At 69.7% G+C, this 17,606-nt stretch carries 19 protein-coding genes; 8 read left to right on the top strand and 11 right to left on the bottom strand.

Annotated features, from left to right (window positions below; all coding sequences use genetic code 11):
- Positions 1 to 128: 128 nt before the first annotated feature.
- On the top strand, positions 129 to 983 hold the full coding sequence (locus ACWD2L_RS24235; protein WP_351342466.1) for an NAD-dependent epimerase/dehydratase family protein: 855 nt from the start codon (positions 129 to 131) through the stop codon (positions 981 to 983).
- A 69-nt stretch (positions 984 to 1,052) separates the two neighbouring features.
- Here ACWD2L_RS24235 and ACWD2L_RS24230 read toward each other — a convergent pair whose 3' ends face one another.
- Together ACWD2L_RS24230 and ACWD2L_RS24225 are read right to left on the bottom strand one after the other, a co-directional pair.
- Positions 1,053 to 1,319 (bottom strand): protealysin inhibitor emfourin, encoded by a 267-nt coding sequence (locus tag ACWD2L_RS24230; RefSeq protein WP_351342447.1) that lies wholly within the window; start codon positions 1,317 to 1,319, stop codon positions 1,053 to 1,055.
- Positions 1,320 to 1,345: 26 nt separating this feature from the next.
- Entirely contained in the window at positions 1,346 to 2,431 is a 1,086-nt protein-coding gene (locus ACWD2L_RS24225) for a M4 family metallopeptidase (protein WP_351342448.1), read from the bottom strand.
- A 288-nt stretch (positions 2,432 to 2,719) separates the two neighbouring features.
- On the opposite strand from ACWD2L_RS24225, the gene leuA reads away from it, so the two are divergent.
- Positions 2,720 to 4,441 (top strand): 2-isopropylmalate synthase, encoded by a 1,722-nt coding sequence (gene leuA, locus ACWD2L_RS24220; RefSeq protein ID WP_351342450.1) that lies wholly within the window; start codon positions 2,720 to 2,722, stop codon positions 4,439 to 4,441.
- Positions 4,442 to 4,815: 374 nt separating this feature from the next.
- Positions 4,816 to 5,511, top strand: a complete 696-nt coding sequence (locus ACWD2L_RS24215) for a TerB family tellurite resistance protein (RefSeq protein ID WP_451191277.1) — start codon at positions 4,816 to 4,818, stop codon at positions 5,509 to 5,511.
- Between the two features lie 200 nt (positions 5,512 to 5,711).
- Here the strand turns inward: ACWD2L_RS24215 and ACWD2L_RS24210 are convergent, their stop codons facing one another.
- On the bottom strand, positions 5,712 to 5,993 hold the full coding sequence (locus tag ACWD2L_RS24210; RefSeq protein ID WP_351342453.1) for a DUF397 domain-containing protein: 282 nt from the start codon (positions 5,991 to 5,993) through the stop codon (positions 5,712 to 5,714).
- Entirely contained in the window at positions 5,975 to 6,808 is an 834-nt protein-coding gene (locus tag ACWD2L_RS24205) for a helix-turn-helix domain-containing protein (protein ID WP_351342455.1), read from the bottom strand. Before ACWD2L_RS24205 ends, ACWD2L_RS24210 begins: the two co-directional genes overlap by 19 nt.
- A 354-nt stretch (positions 6,809 to 7,162) precedes the next feature.
- On the opposite strand from ACWD2L_RS24205, the gene ACWD2L_RS24200 reads away from it, so the two are divergent.
- The 3 genes from ACWD2L_RS24200 (at position 7,163) to ACWD2L_RS24190 (ending at position 9,236) form a co-directional block, all read left to right on the top strand.
- Positions 7,163 to 7,378 (top strand): hypothetical protein, encoded by a 216-nt coding sequence (locus ACWD2L_RS24200; RefSeq protein WP_351342459.1) that lies wholly within the window; start codon positions 7,163 to 7,165, stop codon positions 7,376 to 7,378.
- 252 nt (positions 7,379 to 7,630) lie between these two features.
- Positions 7,631 to 8,380, top strand: a complete 750-nt coding sequence (gene recO / locus ACWD2L_RS24195) for a DNA repair protein RecO (RefSeq protein ID WP_351342460.1) — start codon at positions 7,631 to 7,633, stop codon at positions 8,378 to 8,380.
- 43 nt (positions 8,381 to 8,423) lie between these two features.
- Positions 8,424 to 9,236, top strand: coding sequence for an isoprenyl transferase (locus ACWD2L_RS24190; protein ID WP_351342462.1), 813 nt, complete (start codon positions 8,424 to 8,426; stop codon positions 9,234 to 9,236).
- 134 nt (positions 9,237 to 9,370) lie between these two features.
- Here ACWD2L_RS24190 and ACWD2L_RS24185 read toward each other — a convergent pair whose 3' ends face one another.
- The 4 genes from ACWD2L_RS24185 to ACWD2L_RS24170 all read right to left on the bottom strand — a co-directional run bounded on the left by ACWD2L_RS24185 (position 9,371) and on the right by ACWD2L_RS24170 (position 12,494).
- Entirely contained in the window at positions 9,371 to 9,772 is a 402-nt protein-coding gene (locus ACWD2L_RS24185; protein WP_351332611.1) for a Fur family transcriptional regulator, read from the bottom strand.
- Positions 9,773 to 9,838: 66 nt separating this feature from the next.
- Positions 9,839 to 10,723, bottom strand: a complete 885-nt coding sequence (locus ACWD2L_RS24180) for a metal ABC transporter permease (RefSeq protein ID WP_351332613.1) — start codon at positions 10,721 to 10,723, stop codon at positions 9,839 to 9,841.
- 5 nt (positions 10,724 to 10,728) lie between these two features.
- Complete coding sequence (locus tag ACWD2L_RS24175) at positions 10,729 to 11,511, bottom strand: metal ABC transporter ATP-binding protein (RefSeq protein WP_351332616.1); 783 nt, start codon at positions 11,509 to 11,511, stop codon at positions 10,729 to 10,731.
- 17 nt (positions 11,512 to 11,528) lie between these two features.
- Entirely contained in the window at positions 11,529 to 12,494 is a 966-nt protein-coding gene (locus ACWD2L_RS24170; protein ID WP_351332619.1) for a metal ABC transporter substrate-binding protein, read from the bottom strand.
- 190 nt (positions 12,495 to 12,684) lie between these two features.
- On the opposite strand from ACWD2L_RS24170, the gene ACWD2L_RS24165 reads away from it, so the two are divergent.
- Entirely contained in the window at positions 12,685 to 14,067 is a 1,383-nt protein-coding gene (locus ACWD2L_RS24165) for a glycine--tRNA ligase (protein ID WP_351332621.1), read from the top strand.
- Between the two features lie 140 nt (positions 14,068 to 14,207).
- Positions 14,208 to 14,423: a hypothetical protein gene (locus ACWD2L_RS24160; protein ID WP_351332624.1), complete on the top strand. Its 216-nt coding sequence runs from the start codon at positions 14,208 to 14,210 to the stop codon at positions 14,421 to 14,423.
- 12 nt (positions 14,424 to 14,435) lie between these two features.
- On the opposite strand, the gene ACWD2L_RS24155 is transcribed toward ACWD2L_RS24160, so the two are convergent.
- The 3 genes from ACWD2L_RS24155 to ACWD2L_RS24145 all read right to left on the bottom strand — a co-directional run bounded on the left by ACWD2L_RS24155 (position 14,436) and on the right by ACWD2L_RS24145 (position 17,581).
- Entirely contained in the window at positions 14,436 to 15,020 is a 585-nt protein-coding gene (locus ACWD2L_RS24155) for a TetR family transcriptional regulator (protein ID WP_351332626.1), read from the bottom strand.
- 24 nt (positions 15,021 to 15,044) lie between these two features.
- On the bottom strand, positions 15,045 to 16,061 hold the full coding sequence (locus tag ACWD2L_RS24150) for an aldo/keto reductase (protein ID WP_351332629.1): 1,017 nt from the start codon (positions 16,059 to 16,061) through the stop codon (positions 15,045 to 15,047).
- 89 nt (positions 16,062 to 16,150) lie between these two features.
- Positions 16,151 to 17,581, bottom strand: a complete 1,431-nt coding sequence (locus tag ACWD2L_RS24145) for an MFS transporter (RefSeq protein ID WP_351332631.1) — start codon at positions 17,579 to 17,581, stop codon at positions 16,151 to 16,153.
- Positions 17,582 to 17,606 lie beyond the last annotated feature (25 nt).

Here is a 17,606-nt window from a genome sequence, read left to right as displayed (position 1 = left end):
CGCCGGGCGGATCCAGTGCGCAGCCAGGGAGTGCCGGTCCCTGGACAAGCGCGTCTCTCCCGCCGCGGCGGCCGCTGCCACAGGCTTCAGGCATGGCTACGACATCGCAATCGATCGAGGAGGCGGCCATGCTGACATTGGTGACGGGTGCGACGGGGCAGGTCGGGCGGCGCTTCGTGCCGCGACTGCTGAAGGGCGCGCCGCAGGGGGACCGGGTACGGGTGCTCGTACGGGACGCGGCGCGCGGCGAGCGGTTCGCGGAGCTTGGCGCGGAGGTCGTCGTCGGCGACCTGCGGGACGTGGAGGTGCTGGGCAAGGCGACGGCCGGGGCGGACGCCGTGGTGAACGTCGCGGCGGCCTTCCGCGGTGTGCCGGACGAGGAGGCGCAGGCGGTCAACCGGGACGCCGCGATCGAACTGGGGCGGGCCGCGGTGGCCTCGGGCGTGCGGAGGTTCGTGCAGGTCAGCACGGGGCTCGTGTACGGGGCGGGTCGCGGGCGGCCGCTGGTCGAGGACGACGAGACGCGGGCGGGCGGCCACCTGTGGGGCGCCTACCCCCAGTCCAAGTGGGAGGCCGAGCGCGCCCTTCGTGACCTGGACGGGCTCGACGACCTGCGGATCGGACGGCTGCCGTTCGTGTACGGCGACGGGGACCCGCATCTGGACAACGTGCTGGAGTGGGCGCCGGCCTGGCCCGCCATGCAGCGCCTCCACATGGGGCACCACGCCGACGTGGCGCAGGCCCTGCGGCGCCTGCTGTACGCGTCCGGCGCGTCCGGCGTCTACAACATCGCCGACGACGCCCCGGTGACCACGGTCGACATCTTCCAGCTGGCCGGGGTCCCGGTGCCTCCGGAGGTGTACGAGAAGGAGACCGCGGACCCGTGGCACGGGGTGCTGTCGACGGGCCGCATCCGCCACGAACTGGGCTTCCGCCCGATCTTCCCGTCGGTGTGGACGGCTCAGGACGCGGGGGTGCTGTAGGCGGTGGCATCTCAAGCCCCTGCGGCGTTTGAGCAGCGGGGTCCGGGGCGGAGCCCCGGGGGATGAGAATTAGGCGCCCTCCTTCAACACCCGGGAGATCAGCCTGCGTTGCTCCTCCGTCAGGCGGGGGTCCGCGCAGTAGACCGTGGTGTCGTCCACCGTGATCGTGTAGCTGAAGCCGTCGGGTACCCCTATCGGCGGCGTGCTCCGGCCGGAGGCCACCGCCTTCTCGGCCAGGGCGTGCCACTCGTGGGCATCGGACCGGCCCGCCGTGTCCACCTCGGCGTGCCGGTCGATGCCGACGAATCCGCCCGTGCGCGCTACGTGAATACGCATGGGTTCCTGTCTACTCCAACCCGCACCTACTGGGTAGCGACGCCGACCTGTTCCCAGGCCTTGAGCACCGACTGGTACTCCTCGCCGCCGCCGTAGCGGGCCTGCGCCGCCTTCACCGTGGCCTTGGCGAAGTCGACGAAGAGGCAGTCCTGCTTGAGCTCGCCGCCGGTGAGCGTGTCGTACCAGATCTGGCCCGCCCGCTCCCACGCGTGCCCGCCGAGCGAATCGGCCAGGATGTAGAACGCGTGGTTGGGGATGCCGGAGTTGATGTGCACGCCGCCGTTGTCACGGCCCGTCTTCACGAAGTGCTCCATGTCGGCGGGCTGCGGGTCCTTGCCGAGCACATCGTCGTCGTACGCCGTGCCGGGCGCCTTCATGGAGCGCAGGGCGACGCCCGTGACGCGCGGCGCGAGCAGGCCCGCGCCGATCAGCCAGTCGGCCTCGGCGGCGGTCTGGCCGAGCGTGTACTGCTTGATGAGCGAGCCGAAGACGTCGGACAGTGACTCGTTCAGGGCGCCGGGCTGACCGAAGTACGTCAGGTTCGCCGTGTACTGCGTGACGCCGTGGGTCAGCTCGTGGCCGATGACGTCGACGGGGATGGTGAAGTCGAGGAAGATCTCGCCGTCACCGTCGCCGAACACCATCTGCTCGCCGTTCCAGAACGCGTTGTTGTACTCCTCGGAGTAGTGCACCGTCGCGTTCAGCGGCAGGCCGCTGCCGTCGATCGAGTAGCGGGAAAACTTCTCCATGTACAGCTCGAACGTCGCGCCGAGCCCCGCGTACGCGCGGTTGACGGTCGCGTCCTTGCCCGGCTTGTCGCCCTCGCCGCGCACCTTGCGCCCCGGCAGCTCCGTGCGGTGCCGGGCGTCGTAGATGGTGCGGTGCGGCTTCTGGCCCGAGACGCCCGCGGGCGGGGCGACGGAGGGCGCGCCGATGACTGTCGTCATCCGGCGCTGCGTGCGCTCGAAGGCGTCGCGCTCCAGGGAGCGGCGGGCCCTGGAGGCGATCGCGGAATCCCCGGCCTGAGCTGCCTTGTCGAGGATGTGGGGCGGCACGATGGTGCAGAACACGGGCTCGAACCCCTGTGGGTTCCCCGTTGGGTTTGCGGTCATGCGAGGCAATCTGGCACCGGGTGATGACGCTGTCACTACCTGCCACCATGATTAGCGAAATAGAGGTATTGATCACCTCTTACCCGTTACCTGTCCACGATCCCGCATACTGATACGGGCCTTCGCGAACGACGGGACTCGGTTAGGGTGCAGAGCACTATGCGATTCGGGCTGCTTCTCCTTAGCTGCCGCGGCGAGGGCCTGTAGACAAGGCCGGCTCCCTCCCCGCGGAGTTTGGTGTTGCGCCGTCGGCCGCCTTCAAGGCCACCTCCGAGGAGCCCACGCATCATGGCAAACCGCCAGCAGCCCAGCAGCATGCCGATCCACAAGTACGGCCGGTACGACCAGGTCGACATCCCGGACCGCACCTGGCCCGGCAAGCGGATCACCACCGCCCCCCGCTGGCTCTCCACGGACCTGCGCGACGGCAACCAGGCGCTGATCGACCCGATGTCGCCGGCCCGCAAGCGCGCGATGTTCGACCTGCTGGTCAAGATGGGCTACAAGGAGATCGAGGTCGGCTTCCCCGCGTCGGGGCAGACGGACTTCGACTTCGTACGCTCGATCATCGAGGACCCGGCCGCGATCCCGGACGATGTCACGATCTCCGTACTGACGCAGGCCCGTGAGGACCTGATCGAGCGGACCGTGGAGTCCCTGAAGGGCGCCAAGAACGCCACGGTCCACCTGTACAACGCCACGGCGCCGGTCTTCCGTCGCGTCGTCTTCCGCGGCTCCAAGGAAGAGATCAAGCAGATCGCCGTCGACGGCACGCGCCTGGTCATGGAGTACGCGGAGAAGCTGCTGGGCCCCGAGACGAAGTTCGGCTACCAGTACAGCCCCGAGATCTTCACGGACACCGAGCTGGAGTTCGCCCTGGAGGTCTGCGAGGCCGTCATGGACGTCTACCAGCCGGGCCCGGACCGCGAGATCATCCTCAACCTGCCCGCCACGGTGGAGCGTTCGACGCCGTCCACGCACGCGGACCGCTTCGAGTGGATGTCCCGCAACCTGTCGCGCCGCGAGTACGTCTGCCTGTCCATCCACCCGCACAACGACCGCGGCACCGCCGTCGCCGCCGCCGAGCTGGGCGTGATGGCGGGCGGCGACCGCGTCGAGGGCTGCCTGTTCGGGCAGGGCGAGCGCACCGGCAACGTCGACCTGGTCACGCTGGGCATGAACCTGTTCTCGCAGGGCGTCGACCCGCAGATCGACTTCTCCCACATCGACGAGATCCGTCGCACGTGGGAGTACTGCAACCAGATGGAGGTCCACCCGCGCCACCCGTACGTGGGCGACCTGGTCTACACGTCCTTCTCCGGCTCCCACCAGGACGCCATCAAGAAGGGCTTCGACGCGATGGAGGCCGACGCGGCAGCCAAGGGCGTCACCGTCGACGACATCGAGTGGGCCGTCCCGTACCTGCCGATCGACCCGAAGGACGTCGGCCGCTCCTACGAGGCCGTCATCCGCGTCAACTCGCAGTCCGGCAAGGGCGGTATCGCGTACGTCCTGAAGGACGGCCACAGCCTGGACCTGCCGCGCCGTATGCAGGTCGAGTTCTCCAAGGTCATCCAGCAGAAGACGGACGCCGAGGGCGGCGAGGTCACGCCGAAGGACATCTGGAACACCTTCCAGGACGAGTACCTGCCGAACCCGAACAACCCGTGGGGCCGCATCCAGGTCAAGACGGGGCAGACCACGACCGACACGGACGGCGTGGACACGCTGACCGTCGAGGCCGAGGTGGACGGCGAGGAGAAGGTCCTGGTGGGCACCGGCAACGGCCCCATCTCCGCCTTCTTCCACGCCCTGCAGGGCATCGGCATCGACGCCCGTCTGCTGGACTACCAGGAGCACACGATGAGCGAGGGCGCCTCCGCGGTCGCCGCCTCGTACATCGAGGTCGCCATCGGGGACAAGGTTCTGTGGGGCATCGGCACCGATGCGAACACGACACGTGCGTCGCTGAAGGCGGTCGTCTCGGCGGTCAACCGGGCTACCCGCTAGGACCTGCCCGGCGGGTCGGGCCGCATCCGGGTGGCCGCGAATGTTCGGTGCCGGTGAGCGGGGTCTGGTGCGTGCAACTGCAAGGCGGAGAAGGGCGACAACGCGGAGCGTTGGCAACCGACGACAACGCCGCAGATGTGCGTGCCGGACCCCGCGACCGCGGCAGGACCCGCCGGGCAGGTCCTAGGGCAGTTGACCTGCGGCTTCTCGGCCCCGTGCACCTTTTGTGGGTGTGCGGGGCCGTGTCGTGTCCCGGCCAGGAACGAGAAGTTCCGTGACCTCGGCGTGACCAAGGTACTGACGCCGCATCAACAATGTGGCTAACATCACGCCAACGCCGCGATGATGCGGTGCCACGACGGGAGGTGTGCGACGTGCTGCCGAATCATGGACGCATGGGACTGACCGGGCTCTCACGGGTGTTCGGGGTGCACACCATATGGACCACCGTGGGCGACGGCGAGTTCTTCTGTCCGGGGTGCGGCGGCGATCGCAACTACCAACGGCGTACCGGCAAACGCCGGTTGGTGCTGCTCGGCGTTCCCGTCCTGCCGCGCGGGCAGGAGGGTCCGGTCGCCGAATGCGCGGCCTGTGAGGGCCGGTTCGGCACGGACGCGCTCGACCACCCGACCACGCACCGCTTCTCGGCGATGCTGCGGGACGCCGTGCACACGGTGGTGCTCGCGGTACTCGCGGGCGGCGGCACGTCGCCGCTGGCGCTCGAATGTGCGGTGGGTACGTTGCGGGAGGCCGGGTTCGAGGACTCCTGCGAGGAGCAACTCGCGGCGCTCGTCGAGGCGTTGATGACCGATGCGGGGCGGGTGGCCGAGCAGTGCGGGGCGGGGGCCGGGCTCGCCATAGAGCTGCACGAGGCGCTCGACCCGCTGGCGCAGCATCTCGCTCCGGCGGGGCGGGAGTCGTTGCTGCTGCAGGGTGCGCGGATCGCCTTGGCGGATGGGGTGTACTCGGCGGGGGAGCGGGATGTGCTCGGCACGGTGGGCGCGGCGTTGACGCTGTGCACGGATGAGGTGGGCGAGCTGCTGGCGGCGGCCTCCCGAACGCCCAGCTGACCCGGGGTCGCGGTCGCGGGGCTCTGCCCCGGACCCCGCTGCTCAATCGCCGCAGGGGCTGGAATGATCGGGGCTCCGCCCCGGGCCCCGCGCCTCAAGCGCCGGCGGGGCTGGAAGGGGCGAGGCTCTGCCCCGGACCGACTGCCGGCTCGTGCCGCACGGCCTCGTCGGGGCTTCGGCCCCGCGGGGTAGCGACCCGCTCAGGGCGCCGCCACGGCCCCCGTCACGAACGCGGACCACGCTGCCGCGCCGATGACCACGACGGCACCGTCGCTGACCTTGGAGTCCCGGACGGGCACGACACCGGGGACTCCGTCGGCGACTTCGAGGCAGGACTCGCCGCCGTCGCCACCGCTGTACGCCGACTTGCGCCAGCGGGCGGCGCCGACGAAGTCGTGGGCGACCTCGACGCAGTTGCCGCCATTGCCGTCGCTGAAAGAGCTCTTGCGCCAGCGTGCGTTGCTCAGGTCGTACTCGCGCATCGTCTGTGGTCCTCCGCCGCCGAATCGATCAGGGCCAGGGACGCCTCCGGCGACAGCGCGGCGGCCCTGAGCTGATCGTATGCCGCTTGTGCGCGGTGCACCACGGCTGGATCGTCCAGCAGATTCCCCGAATACACCGCTTCTGTATAGGCCGTTGGCGGGGCGTCCTCGAACTCCATCAGCCTCAGGTCGCCCGTCATGATGGCGTAGGCCCCGGCCGAGTACGAAAGTACCTGAACCACGGCCGTACGGCGCCGCGCCAGCGCCGCAACGTGCCCCAACTGCTCGGCCATCACGGCGCGTCCGCCCACCGGGATGCGCAGCACGTTCTCGTGCAGGATCACCCAATACTCGGGCCGGGTAGCGTCCCTGAGGACCGTAGCCCTCTCCATGCGGCCGGACACTTTCTCCTCGATGTACTCGTCCGTGGCGAACGGGTTCATGGCGAGGGTGACCGCTCGCGCGTAAGCCGCCGTCTGCAGCAACCCCGGTACCAGCGCCGGCGCGAATTCGCTGATCTCCGTCGCGAGCGCCTCCAGCTCGGCTGCCGCCGCGAAATACCCCGCGTAGCGACGGTCATCGATGAGACTTCGCCACATCCGCTCGAAAATACCGTCGGTTTGCAGCGAATCGTCGATCCTGCGGGCTACATCCAACTGCGGCTTGCGAATTGCCTGTTCGAATTGGCCGATGTAGCCGCCGGAAACGAATACCCGTATCCCCAACTCCACTTGGGTCAGCCCCGCGTCCTCGCGGCGCCGTTTCAGCTCCACCCCGAAGAACTCCCACGCCGCCTGGCGCGAACCCTTGGCCATGGCCAACCCCCAAGTCGAGCCCCGCAGTTGTAGTGCGCAGACCTCTCCCCACTGTAGGGACAGCGCGCCACCGTGGAGACGCAAAGCGTTAAATCCAATGAGGCAGGGGAGCCACGTGACGGAACAATCGAAGCACGCCGCGCTGTGCGTGGAGGAAGCCGAGGAAACGGTGGAGACATTGCGAGCCGCACTCGCCGGAGCGGGAATTGTGCTGCCCTCGCTCGGCATCGATCCCGGGTCAATCGCACGGAGTGCCCCGTGTCCCTTGGTGGAATTGGGGCGTTGTCCGGTTGACACGGTGGCCCGGCTCGCCGCCGTGCTCCTCGCAGGGACGGACGACAGGAGCGCAACGCCATGAAACCGCCGATCGGTTCGTACGCGGTCGACACGAGCACGGGTCAGGTGGGACGGGTGATGGGGCATGAGGGGCCGTACGTACAATTGCGGCCCTTCGGGGGCGGGCGCGAGTGGGACTGCCCGCCGGACGTGCTGCGCGTGGCGACGACGGGCGAGCGGGTGAGCGCCGCGACGGCGTACGAGAACCGGAGGAGCCGGGGCGAGGTGCCGTAGGGCGGTCGGGAGGCCTCACGTGCGGGACTCAATGGTCCAACAGCCTGTTGGACCATTGCCGTGGGCCACATCGCCCGTGTCGCCCAGGAGGTTCTGGGTGAGGAAGGGGCGTAGGGGACAGGTGGTGGTGTGCCGGGTGCCACATCCGGGGCCTGTTCTCGCAAGGGGGCGTCGTCCGTAAGGGACAATGGGGGGCATGAGTCTGTACCGCGAAGACGGCGTCGTGCCGCGCACCCAGGAGGTGGGCGTGCGATGAGTCTCTATCGCGACGACGGGGTCGTGCTGCGTACGCAGAAGCTCGGTGAGGCCGACCGCATCATTACGTTGCTCACCCGCAACCACGGGCGCGTGCGTGCCGTCGCCCGCGGTGTGCGGCGCACGAAGTCCAAGTTCGGGGCCCGGCTCGAACCCTTCTCCCACGTCGACGTGCAGTTCTTCGCGCGGGGCAGCGAGCTGATCGGGCGCGGGCTCCCGCTCTGTACGCAGAGCGAGACCATCGCCGCGTACGGCGGCGGCATCGTCATGGACTACGCCCGGTACACCGCGGGGACCGCCATGCTGGAGACGGCGGAACGGTTCACCGACCACGAGGGCGAGCCGGCGGTGCAGCAGTACCTGCTCCTGGTCGGCGCCCTGCGTACGCTCGCGCGCGGCGAGCACGCGTCGGGCCTCGTGCTCGACGCGTTCCTGCTGCGCTCGCTCGCGGTCAACGGTTACGCCCCGAGCTTCGGCGACTGCGCGAGGTGCGGAATGCCCGGTCCCAACCGGTTCTTCTCCGTCGGCGCGGGCGGCTCGGTTTGCGTCGACTGCCGGGTACCGGGCAGCGTCGTACCCTCACCGCAGGCCCTCGACCTGCTCGGTGCGCTGCTCACCGGAGACTGGGAGGCGGCGGACACGTGCGAGGCACGGTACGTACGGGAGGGCAACGGGCTGGTGTCGGCCTACCTGCACTGGCACCTCGAGCGCGGACTGCGTTCACTGCGCTACGTAGAGAAGAGCTAGCGAGAGCTGGCAGCTGGAACTGAGCTAGGGGAGAGGCCGGAACATGGCACGTCGCGGAATTCTCGGACGGAACCGCCGTGAGTACACAGCGCCCGAACCGCACCCGTCGGGCGCGCGGCCGCCGAAGATCCCCGGCGAGCTGGTGCCCCAGCACGTGGCGATCGTGATGGACGGCAACGGACGCTGGGCCAAGGACCGCGGCCTGCCGCGCACCGAGGGCCACAAGGTGGGCGCCGAGCGCGTCCTGGATGTGTTGCAGGGCGCGATCGAGATGGGCGTCGGCGCGATCTCGCTGTACGCCTTCTCCACGGAGAACTGGAAGCGGTCGCCCGACGAGGTCCGCTTCCTCATGAACTTCAACCGGGACTTCATCCGCAAGACCCGTGACCAGCTCGACGAGTTGGGTGTGCGGGTGCGGTGGGTGGGGCGGATGCCCAAGCTGTGGAAGTCGGTCGCCAAGGAGCTGGAGATCTCCCAGGAGCAGACCAAGGACAACTCCAAGCTGACCTTGTACTTCTGCATGAACTACGGCGGCCGTGCCGAGATCGCCGACGCGGCGCAGGCGCTCGCGGAGGATGTGAAGGCGGGGCGGCTCGATCCGTCGAAGGTGAGCGAGAAGACGTTCGCGAAGTATCTGTACTACGCGGACATGCCGGATGTGGACCTGTTCCTGCGGCCCAGTGGTGAGCAGCGCACGTCCAACTACCTTCTGTGGCAGAGCGCTTACGCCGAGATGGTCTTCCAGGATGTGCTGTGGCCGGACTTCGATCGGCGGGATCTGTGGCGGGCGTGCGTCGAGTACGCGTCGCGGGACCGGCGGTTCGGCGGGGCGATCCCGAACGAGGCGGCCAAGTGACCTAAGCCCCTCCGGCGATTGGGGAGCGGGGCTCGGGGCAGCGCCCCGACGGCTCCGCGTGGTTGACGCCTCGGGGCTCTGCCCCGGACCCCGCTGCTCAATCGCCGCAGGGGCTTGATTTGGCCGAACCGGGCCTAGGAAGCTGCGCACTCCGCGCACGTGCCGAAGATCTCGACCGTGTGGGCCACGTTGACGTATCCGTGTTCGGAGGCGATCGACTCGGCCCACTTCTCGACCGCGGGGCCCTCGACCTCCACCGCCTTGCCGCAGACGCGGCAGACCAGGTGGTGATGATGGTCACCCGTGGAGCAGCGGCGGTAGACCGCCTCGCCCTCCGCGGTGCGCAGGACGTCGACCTCGCCCGCGTCGGCGAGGGACTGAAGCGTCCGGTAGACCGTGGTCAGCCCGACCGAGTCACCCTTGTGCTTGAGGACATCGTGCAGCTCCTGGGCGCTGCGGAACTCGTCCACCTCGTCGAGCGCCGTCGCCACGGCCGCACGCTGGCGGGTCGACCTGCCTCGAACTGGGGCTGCCACGGGTTCCTCCTCACATCCCTGCACGTACGTATCGCCGCCATTGTGCCAGGCGGCGCTGTGCGCGGGTCATCCGTGAAGCGAAGGAGTCGCCGCCTGCTCCGGGATCGGGCACTCGGAGGGCGCCGCCGGGACGGCTCGGGCCCTGCGCCGGGCGAGCGGCTTCGCGAGCAGTGCGAGGACGATGAAGGCCGCGATGGCCAGGAGCACGATCGTCGCTCCGGGCGGCACGTCCTGGTAGTACGAGGTCGCGGTGCCGCCGAGTGTCACCGCGACGCCGAGCGCCACCGAGAGCACGAACGTCGCCTTGAAACTGCGGGTCAGCTGCTGGGCGGCGGCCACCGGCACCACCATCAGCGCGGAGACCAGGAGCAGGCCGACGACGCGCATCGCGACCGTCACCGTGACCGCCGCCGTGACCGCGATCAGGAGGTTAAGGAAGCGCACCGGCAGGCCCGTGACCCGCGCGAACTCCTCGTCCTGGCTCACCGCGAACAGCTGCTTGCGCAGGCCGACCGTCACGACCACCACGAAGGCCGCGAGCAGGCAGATGGCGAGGACGTCGCTCTGCGACACCGTCGAGAGCGAGCCGAAGAGGTACGAGTTCAGGTTGGCGTTGGAGCCGCCGGGCGCCAGGTTGATGAACATGACGCCGCCCGCCATACCCCCGTAGAAGAGCATCGCGAGCGCGATGTCGCCGCGCGTCTTCCCGTACCAGCGGATCAGTTCCATGATCACGGCGCCCAGGACCGAGACCAGCGTCGCCATCCACACCGGGGACGTCGAGAGCAGGAAGCCGAGGCCGACGCCCGTCATCGCGACGTGGCCGATGCCGTCGCCCATCAGGGCCTGGCGGCGCTGCACGAGGTAGATGCCGACGGCCGGGGCCGTGATGCCGACGAGGACGGCGGCCAGCAGCGCCCGCTGCATGAAGTCGTACGAGAGAAGTTCCATGGCAGTCAGCTCAGCAGTCCTGTGCGGATCGGTTCGGCGCCCGCGTGGGTGTGCGGGTGGATGTGGTCGTGGCCGGGCAGCGCGTGCTGGCCGACGGCCTTCGGGGGCGGGCCGTCGTGCAGCACGCAGCCGTCGCGCAGCACGACCGCGCGGTCGATCAGCGGTTCCAGCGGGCCGAGTTCGTGGAGTACGAGGAGGACGGAGGAGCCGGCCGCGACCTGCGTGCGCAGCGTCGCCGCGAGGATCTCCTGGCTCGCCAGGTCGACGCCCGCCATCGGCTCGTCCATGATCAGCAGCTCGGGCTCGGAGGCCAGGGCGCGCGCGATGAGCACGCGCTGGTGCTGGCCGCCGGAGAGCGCGTCCACGGAGTCCTTCGCGCGGTCCGCCATCCCGACGAGTTCCAGGGCACGGGTCACCGCGTCCCGGTCGGCCTTGCGCAGGATGCCGAACCTGGCGCGCGAGAGGCGGCCCGAGGAGACGACCTCGGACACCGTCGCGGGCACGCCGCCCGCGGCCGTCGTGCGCTGCGGTACGTAGCCCACGCGCGCCCAGTCCTTGAAGCGCCGCCGCGGCGTGCCGAAGATCTCGATGCCGCCGCCGGTGGTCGGGACCTGCCCGATGACGCTGCGGACGGCGGTGGACTTGCCCGACCCGTTCGCCCCGAGCAGGGCGACGACCTCGCCGCGGTGCACGGTGAGGCCGATGCCGCGCAGCACGGGGCGCCCGCCGAGCTCGGCCGTCACGTTGCTCAGCGAGATGACGGCTTCCCGATCGCCCGTGTCGCCCATGTCGCCCTCCTCCGGGGTCACTTGGTGCCCAGCGCCTTCTGGAGTGCGGCCAGGTTCGACTCCATGACCGAGACGTAGTCGTCGCCCTTGGACTTCTTCGTGATGCCCTCGATCGGGTCGAGCACATCGGTCTTGAGCTTCGCGTCGTTCGCGAGGGTCTTGGCCGTCTTGTCGCTGACGAGCGTCTCGTAGAAGACCGTGGAGACGCCGTCGTCCTTGGCCATCTTCTGGAGCGCCTTGACGCGGGCCGCGCTGGGCTCGCTCTCCGGGTCCAGACCGTTGATGGCCTCCTCGGTGAGGCCGTAGCGCTCGGCGAGGTAGCCGAAGGCGGCGTGCGTGGTGATGAACGTCGAGGACTTGGTGTTCTTGAGGCCCTTTTCGAACTTGGTGTTGAGCTCGTCCAGCTCGCCGACCAGGGCCTTGGTGTTCTTCTTGTAGTCGGCGGCGTGGTCCGGGTCGGCCTTCTCCAGGGCCTTGCCGACGCCCTCGGCGACCTCGGCGTACTTCACCGGGTCGAGCCAGATGTGCGGGTCGGCGGCTTCCTCGTCGTGGGTGTGCTCGGCGTGCCCGTGGTCGTGACCGTCGACCTCGGTGCCGTGCTTCTCGAGGGAGGTCAGGGTGCCGGCGTCGATCTTCGTCTTGATGTCCGACTGGTCGATGGCCTCGTCCACGGAGGGCTGGAGACCCTTCAGGTGGACCGCGACGTCGGACTCCTCGAGCTGGGCGCGCTGCTTGGCGCTGACCTCCAGGTCGTGCGGCTCCTGGCCGGGCTCGGTCAGGTTCGTGACGTCGACGTGGTCGCCGCCGATCTTCTCGGCGAGGTACTGCATCGGATAGAACGACGCGACGACGCTCAGCCTGCCGTCGCTCCCCTTGTCCTGCGCGGCGGAGCTGCCGCAAGCGGTCAGGGCGCCGAGACCGAGGGCGGTGACGGCGGCGACGGGTATCAGGCGGCGGGAGCGGCGGGGGATGCGTACGTTCATGACAGTCATTTTCAACAAAACTGGAAACCGTTGTCAACAAGGCGTCCGTCGAGGCCTTCGTCACGGCCTTCGTCATGCTCGGTCCCGCGAACCGATTTGGTTCGGGGGGTAGGCCCGCCGGTAACCTGAAGCATTCGCTCCCGGAGCGCGTATCCAGCGCGCTCACCGTCGTCGTAATGAAGAGAGCACCGTGGCCGCCGACAAGATCGAAACCATCGTCAGCCTCAGCAAGCGCCGTGGCTTCGTCTATCCCTGCAGCGAGATCTACGGTGGTCAGCGCGCCGCCTGGGACTACGGGCCGCTGGGCGTCGAGCTGAAGGAGAACCTCAAGCGTCAGTGGTGGCGCTACATGGTCACCTCGCGCGAGGACGTCGTCGGTATCGACTCGTCCGTGATCCTGGCGACCGAGGTCTGGCAGGCCTCCGGCCACGTCGCCACGTTCACCGACCCGCTCACCGAGTGCACCTCCTGTCACAAGCGGTTCCGCGCGGACCACCTGGAGGAGGCGTTCGAGGCGAAGAAGGGCCGGCTCCCCGAGAACGGCCTCGCCGACCTCAGCTGCCCCAACTGCGGCAACAAGGGCACGTTCACCGAGCCCAAGCAGTTCTCCGGCCTGCTCTCCACGCACCTCGGCCCGACGCAGGACAGCGGCTCGGTCGCCTACCTGCGCCCCGAGACCGCGCAGGGCATCTTCACCAACTTCAGCCAGGTGCAGACGACTTCGCGCCGCAAGCCGCCGTTCGGCATCGCGCAGACGGGCAAGTCGTTCCGTAACGAGATCACGCCCGGCAACTTCATCTTCCGCACCCGTGAGTTCGAGCAGATGGAGATGGAATTCTTCGTCAAGCCCGGCGAGGACGAGGCGTGGCAGGAGTACTGGATGGAGCAGCGCTGGAACTGGTACACGGGCCTCGGCATGCGCGAGGAGAACATGCGCTGGTTCGAGCACCCGAAGGAGAAGCTCTCCCACTACTCGAAGCGCACCGCTGACATCGAGTACCGGTTCAGCTTCGGCGGCAACGAGTGGGGCGAGCTCGAGGGCGTCGCCAACCGCACGGACTACGACCTGTCGGCGCACTCCAAGGCCTCCGGCCAGGACCTCTCCTACTTCGACCAGGAGAAGGGCGAGCGCTACACGCCGTACGTCATCGAGCCCGCGGCCGGTCTCGGCCGCGCCATGCTCGCGTTCATGATGGACGCGTACGTCGAGGACGAGGCGCCCAACGCCAAGGGCAAGATGGAGAAGCGCACCGTCATGCGCTTCGACCACCGGCTCGCTCCGGTGAAGGTCGCGGTGCTTCCGCTGTCGCGCAACCCGGAGCTGTCGCCGAAGGCGAAGGGGCTCGCGCAGGCGCTGCGGCAGAACTGGAACATCGACTTCGACGACGCGGGCGCCATCGGCCGTCGTTACCGTCGCCAGGACGAGATCGGTACGCCGTTCTGCGTCACGGTCGACTTCGACACGCTCGACGACAACGCGGTGACCGTGCGCGAGCGCGACACCATGAAGCAGGAGCGGGTGTCGCTCGACCAGATCGAGGGGTACCTGGCCAGTCGGCTGGTCGGTTGCTGACGTAGAGCTGCGGGTTCTGTTCGCCGGGGTCCGTTCCATCGCTGTGGCGGTGGGGCGGGCCCCGGCGGCGTTGCGCTTGAAAAGCCTGCTCAATCGCCGCAGGGGCTTGAAGAGTTCGGTGGTGCGGCACACTGGCCGGCATGCCTCATATGACGAGCAGCAAGGTCAGTCGGTGGGATCAGCACGGGCGGAACCACGTCGTGCGGGTTGAAAAGGCTGGTGTGCGGCGGCAGTTGACGTGCGAGACGTGCGGGTGGGAGCAGGCCGCGCAGTTCCTGCCGTGGCTCAAGGCCGAGGAACATCTGGGGGAGGCCCATCAGGCGACCGTGGACCCGGCCGCCCCGGAAGAGATCTAACGGCCTTACGGGTCAGCGGGTTTCGAGGCCGCGCAGGATGAGGGAGAGCAGCGCGGCGAACGCCGGCTGCGCGTCCTCGCGCGACCACGTCGCCGCGTACGCCGGGTCGTGGAAGTGGGCGGTCGCCTCGAAGACGGCGCGGGCCGTGGCGGAGACGTCCGGCGACTCGAACTCGCCGCTGTCCACGCCCTGTTGGACGATGTCCGTCAACTGGCCCGTGAGTTCGGCGATGTGTGCGTCGACCACGCCGCCCTGCCCCTCGGTGAGCACCGAGTACGTGGCGAACAGCTCCGGGTCGTCACCCGCCTTGTGGCGCTTGGCCTCGAAGAGGGCCGAGAGCCAGCTTCGCAGCTTGGCGGCGGGGGCCTCGTCGCCCGCGACGACCTCGGCGAGCACGCCCGTCGTCCGGTCCAGCCAGCGCTTGGTGACCGCGTCCCGCAGCTCCGCCTTCGTACGGAAGTGCCGGTACACCGAGCCGTGGCTGACCCCGAGCGCGCGGGCCACGTCGACGACCGTCGCCTTCGCGGGGCCGTGTCGGCGCAGCACGTCCTCGGTCGCGGCGAGGATGCGCTCGGGGGTCAGGGTCTCGGGGGCCATGGCTATGAAGTTACCCGGCGCTGATCAGCGCTCGCTGTCGAGGTGTGCCATCTGGGACGCCGGGTAACGGTCGCCGGCCGCGGCGTCGGCGGGCACGGCCTCCTCGATGGCGGCGAGGTCGGCGGCGTCCAGGGTGACGTCGAGCGAGCCCAGGGCCTCGGTGAGGCGCTCGCGGGTGCGGGCGCCGATCAGCGGCACGATGTCCTCGCCGCGCGCGGTCACCCACGCGATCGCGATCTGCGCGACGCTCGCGCCCTTCTGCTCGGCGATCTTGCGGAGCCGGTCGACGAGGTCCAGGTTGTGCTGGAGGTTCTCGCCCTGGAAGCGCGGGCTGAAGGCACGGAAGTCGCCCGCGCCGAGCTCGCGGTCGCGCGTGAAGTGGCCGGAGATCAGGCCGCGCGAGAGCACGCCGTACGCGGTGATGCCGATGCCCAGCTCGCGGGTGGCGGTCAGGATCGAGTCCTCGATGCCGCGCGAGATGAGCGAGTACTCGATCTGGAGGTCCGAGATCGAGGCCGTCGCCGCCGCCCGGCGGATGGTGTCCGCGCCGACCTCGGACAGGCCGATGTGGCGTACGTAGCCCTGCTCGACGAGCTCGGCGATGGCGCCGACCGTCTCCTCGATCGGCACCTCGGGGTCGAGGCGGGCGGGCCGGTAGATGTCGATGTGGTCGACGCCGAGGCGCTGCAGCGAGTACGCGGCGAAGTTCTTCACGGCCTCGGGGCGGGCGTCATAGCTGTTCCACGCGCCGTCCGGGCCGCGCAGGGCGCCGAACTTCACGCTGGTCAGCGCGTTCTCGCGGGCCGCGGCGGGGGCGGTGCGCAGGGCCTCGCCGAGCAGCATCTCGTTGTGGCCCATCGCGTAGAAGTCGCCGGTGTCGAGGAGCGTGACCCCGGCGTCGAGCGCGGCGTGCACCGTGGCGATGGACTCGGCGCGGTCGGCCTCGCCGTACAGCGCGGACATCCCCATGCAGCCGAGGCCGAGGGCGGCGGTGCGGGGGCCGGTGGTGCCGAGGGTGCGGGTGGGGAGGGCGGTGGTCATCAGTGGCTCCTTCGAGTGGATGACTCCAGCATCACATGACAACTGACAGATTTCAATATCTGTCAGTTGTCATGTGGCAGTGGTGGCTCTCACGCGATCCGCCGCGGCAGCCGCAGGCTCAGCCCCACCGTCAGTGCCACCGTCGCGAGCTGGACCAGCAGGGTCAGCACCAGGGCGTCGCGCGTGCCCATGCTCGGGGCCAGGGAGAGGAAGAGCGAGCCCAGCGTGGCCACGCCCAGGGCGAGCGCCGCCTGCTGTGTCGTCGTCATCACGCCGCCGCCGACACCCGCCCTCGCCGCGGGAACCTCCGAGAGGATGATCCGGAAGATGATCGGGAGCTGGAGGGCCTGGCCCGCCCCGGCGAGCACCGCGCCCGGCAGCATCTCCAGGATCCCGAGGTCGGGCCAGGCGCGCCACGCGGCGAGCGCGATCAGCGCCACCCCGGCCGCCTGCAGCAGTCCGCCCACCGTGACGACCCGCGCGCCCCAGCGGGCCACCAGGCGCGGCCCCGCGAGCGAGGTCACGAAGAAGACCGCCGCCATCGGCGCGATCGTCAGCCCGGCCTCCGTCGCGCCGAGGCCCTCGCCGCGCTGGAGCGCCACCGCGATCACGAACATGAAGCCGCTGAAGCCGACGGAGAAGGGCACGACCATCACCAACCCGCGTCGCAGCGACGCCAGTTGGAGAAGCGACGGCGGTACGAGAGGGGTGCGGCCCGCACGGTCGGCCGCGCGCTCCACCGCGTAGAAGGCGTACGCGAGGAACGGGAACGCCGCGAGGCACGCCCAGGTCCACAGCGGCCAGCCCGCCGCCCGGCCCTCGGTCAGCGGGGCGAGCAGTGCGATCAGGGCGGCCGCGAGCAGCACGGTGCCGGGCACGTCGACGGGTTCGGGGTGCGGCGAGCGGGTCTCCGGGACCGTACGGGCGGTGAGCACCAGGGCCAGGACGACCACCGGCACGTTCACCAGGAACACCGAGCGCCAGCCCGTGCCGAGCAGGTCGGCCGAGACGAGCAGGCCGCCGAGCACCTGGCCCGCGACCATCGAAAGCCCGGCCGTGGCACCGTACTTGCTCATGGCGCGCGCCCGGTGCGGGCCGCTCGTCGTGGCCTGGATCGTGGCGAGGACCTGCGGCAGCATCAGCGCGGACGCGGCGCCCTGCGCGATCCGGGCGGCGACCAGGGCCCACGCCGTCGGCGCCAGTCCGCAGGCCAGCGAGGTCAGTCCGAAGGCGGCCGTGCCGAGGACGAACAGGCGGCGGCGCCCGAGGAGGTCGCCGAGCCTGCCACCGAGGACGAGCAGGACCGCGTACGTGATCCCGTAGCCGGCCACGACGAGTTCGAGGACGGGTTCGCTCGCGTGCAGATCGCGGCCGATGGTGGGCAGGGCGACGTTGACGATGAAGAAGTCGATCAGAGGCAGGGCCGCGCCGAGCAGCACGGTGAGCAGGCCGAGGCCGCCGAGTGCCGGCGGGGTCCGGTCGCCGGTGTGCGCCGGCCGGCTCTGGGTGTGGGTCGTCATGCCGTCGAGCGTCCGCCGGTTCCGA

The organism is Streptomyces sp. NPDC002754 (assembly GCF_053592315.1).
The sequence above is the reverse complement of the archived record's forward strand: the minus strand, read 5'-3'. Positions and strand labels throughout refer to the sequence as shown.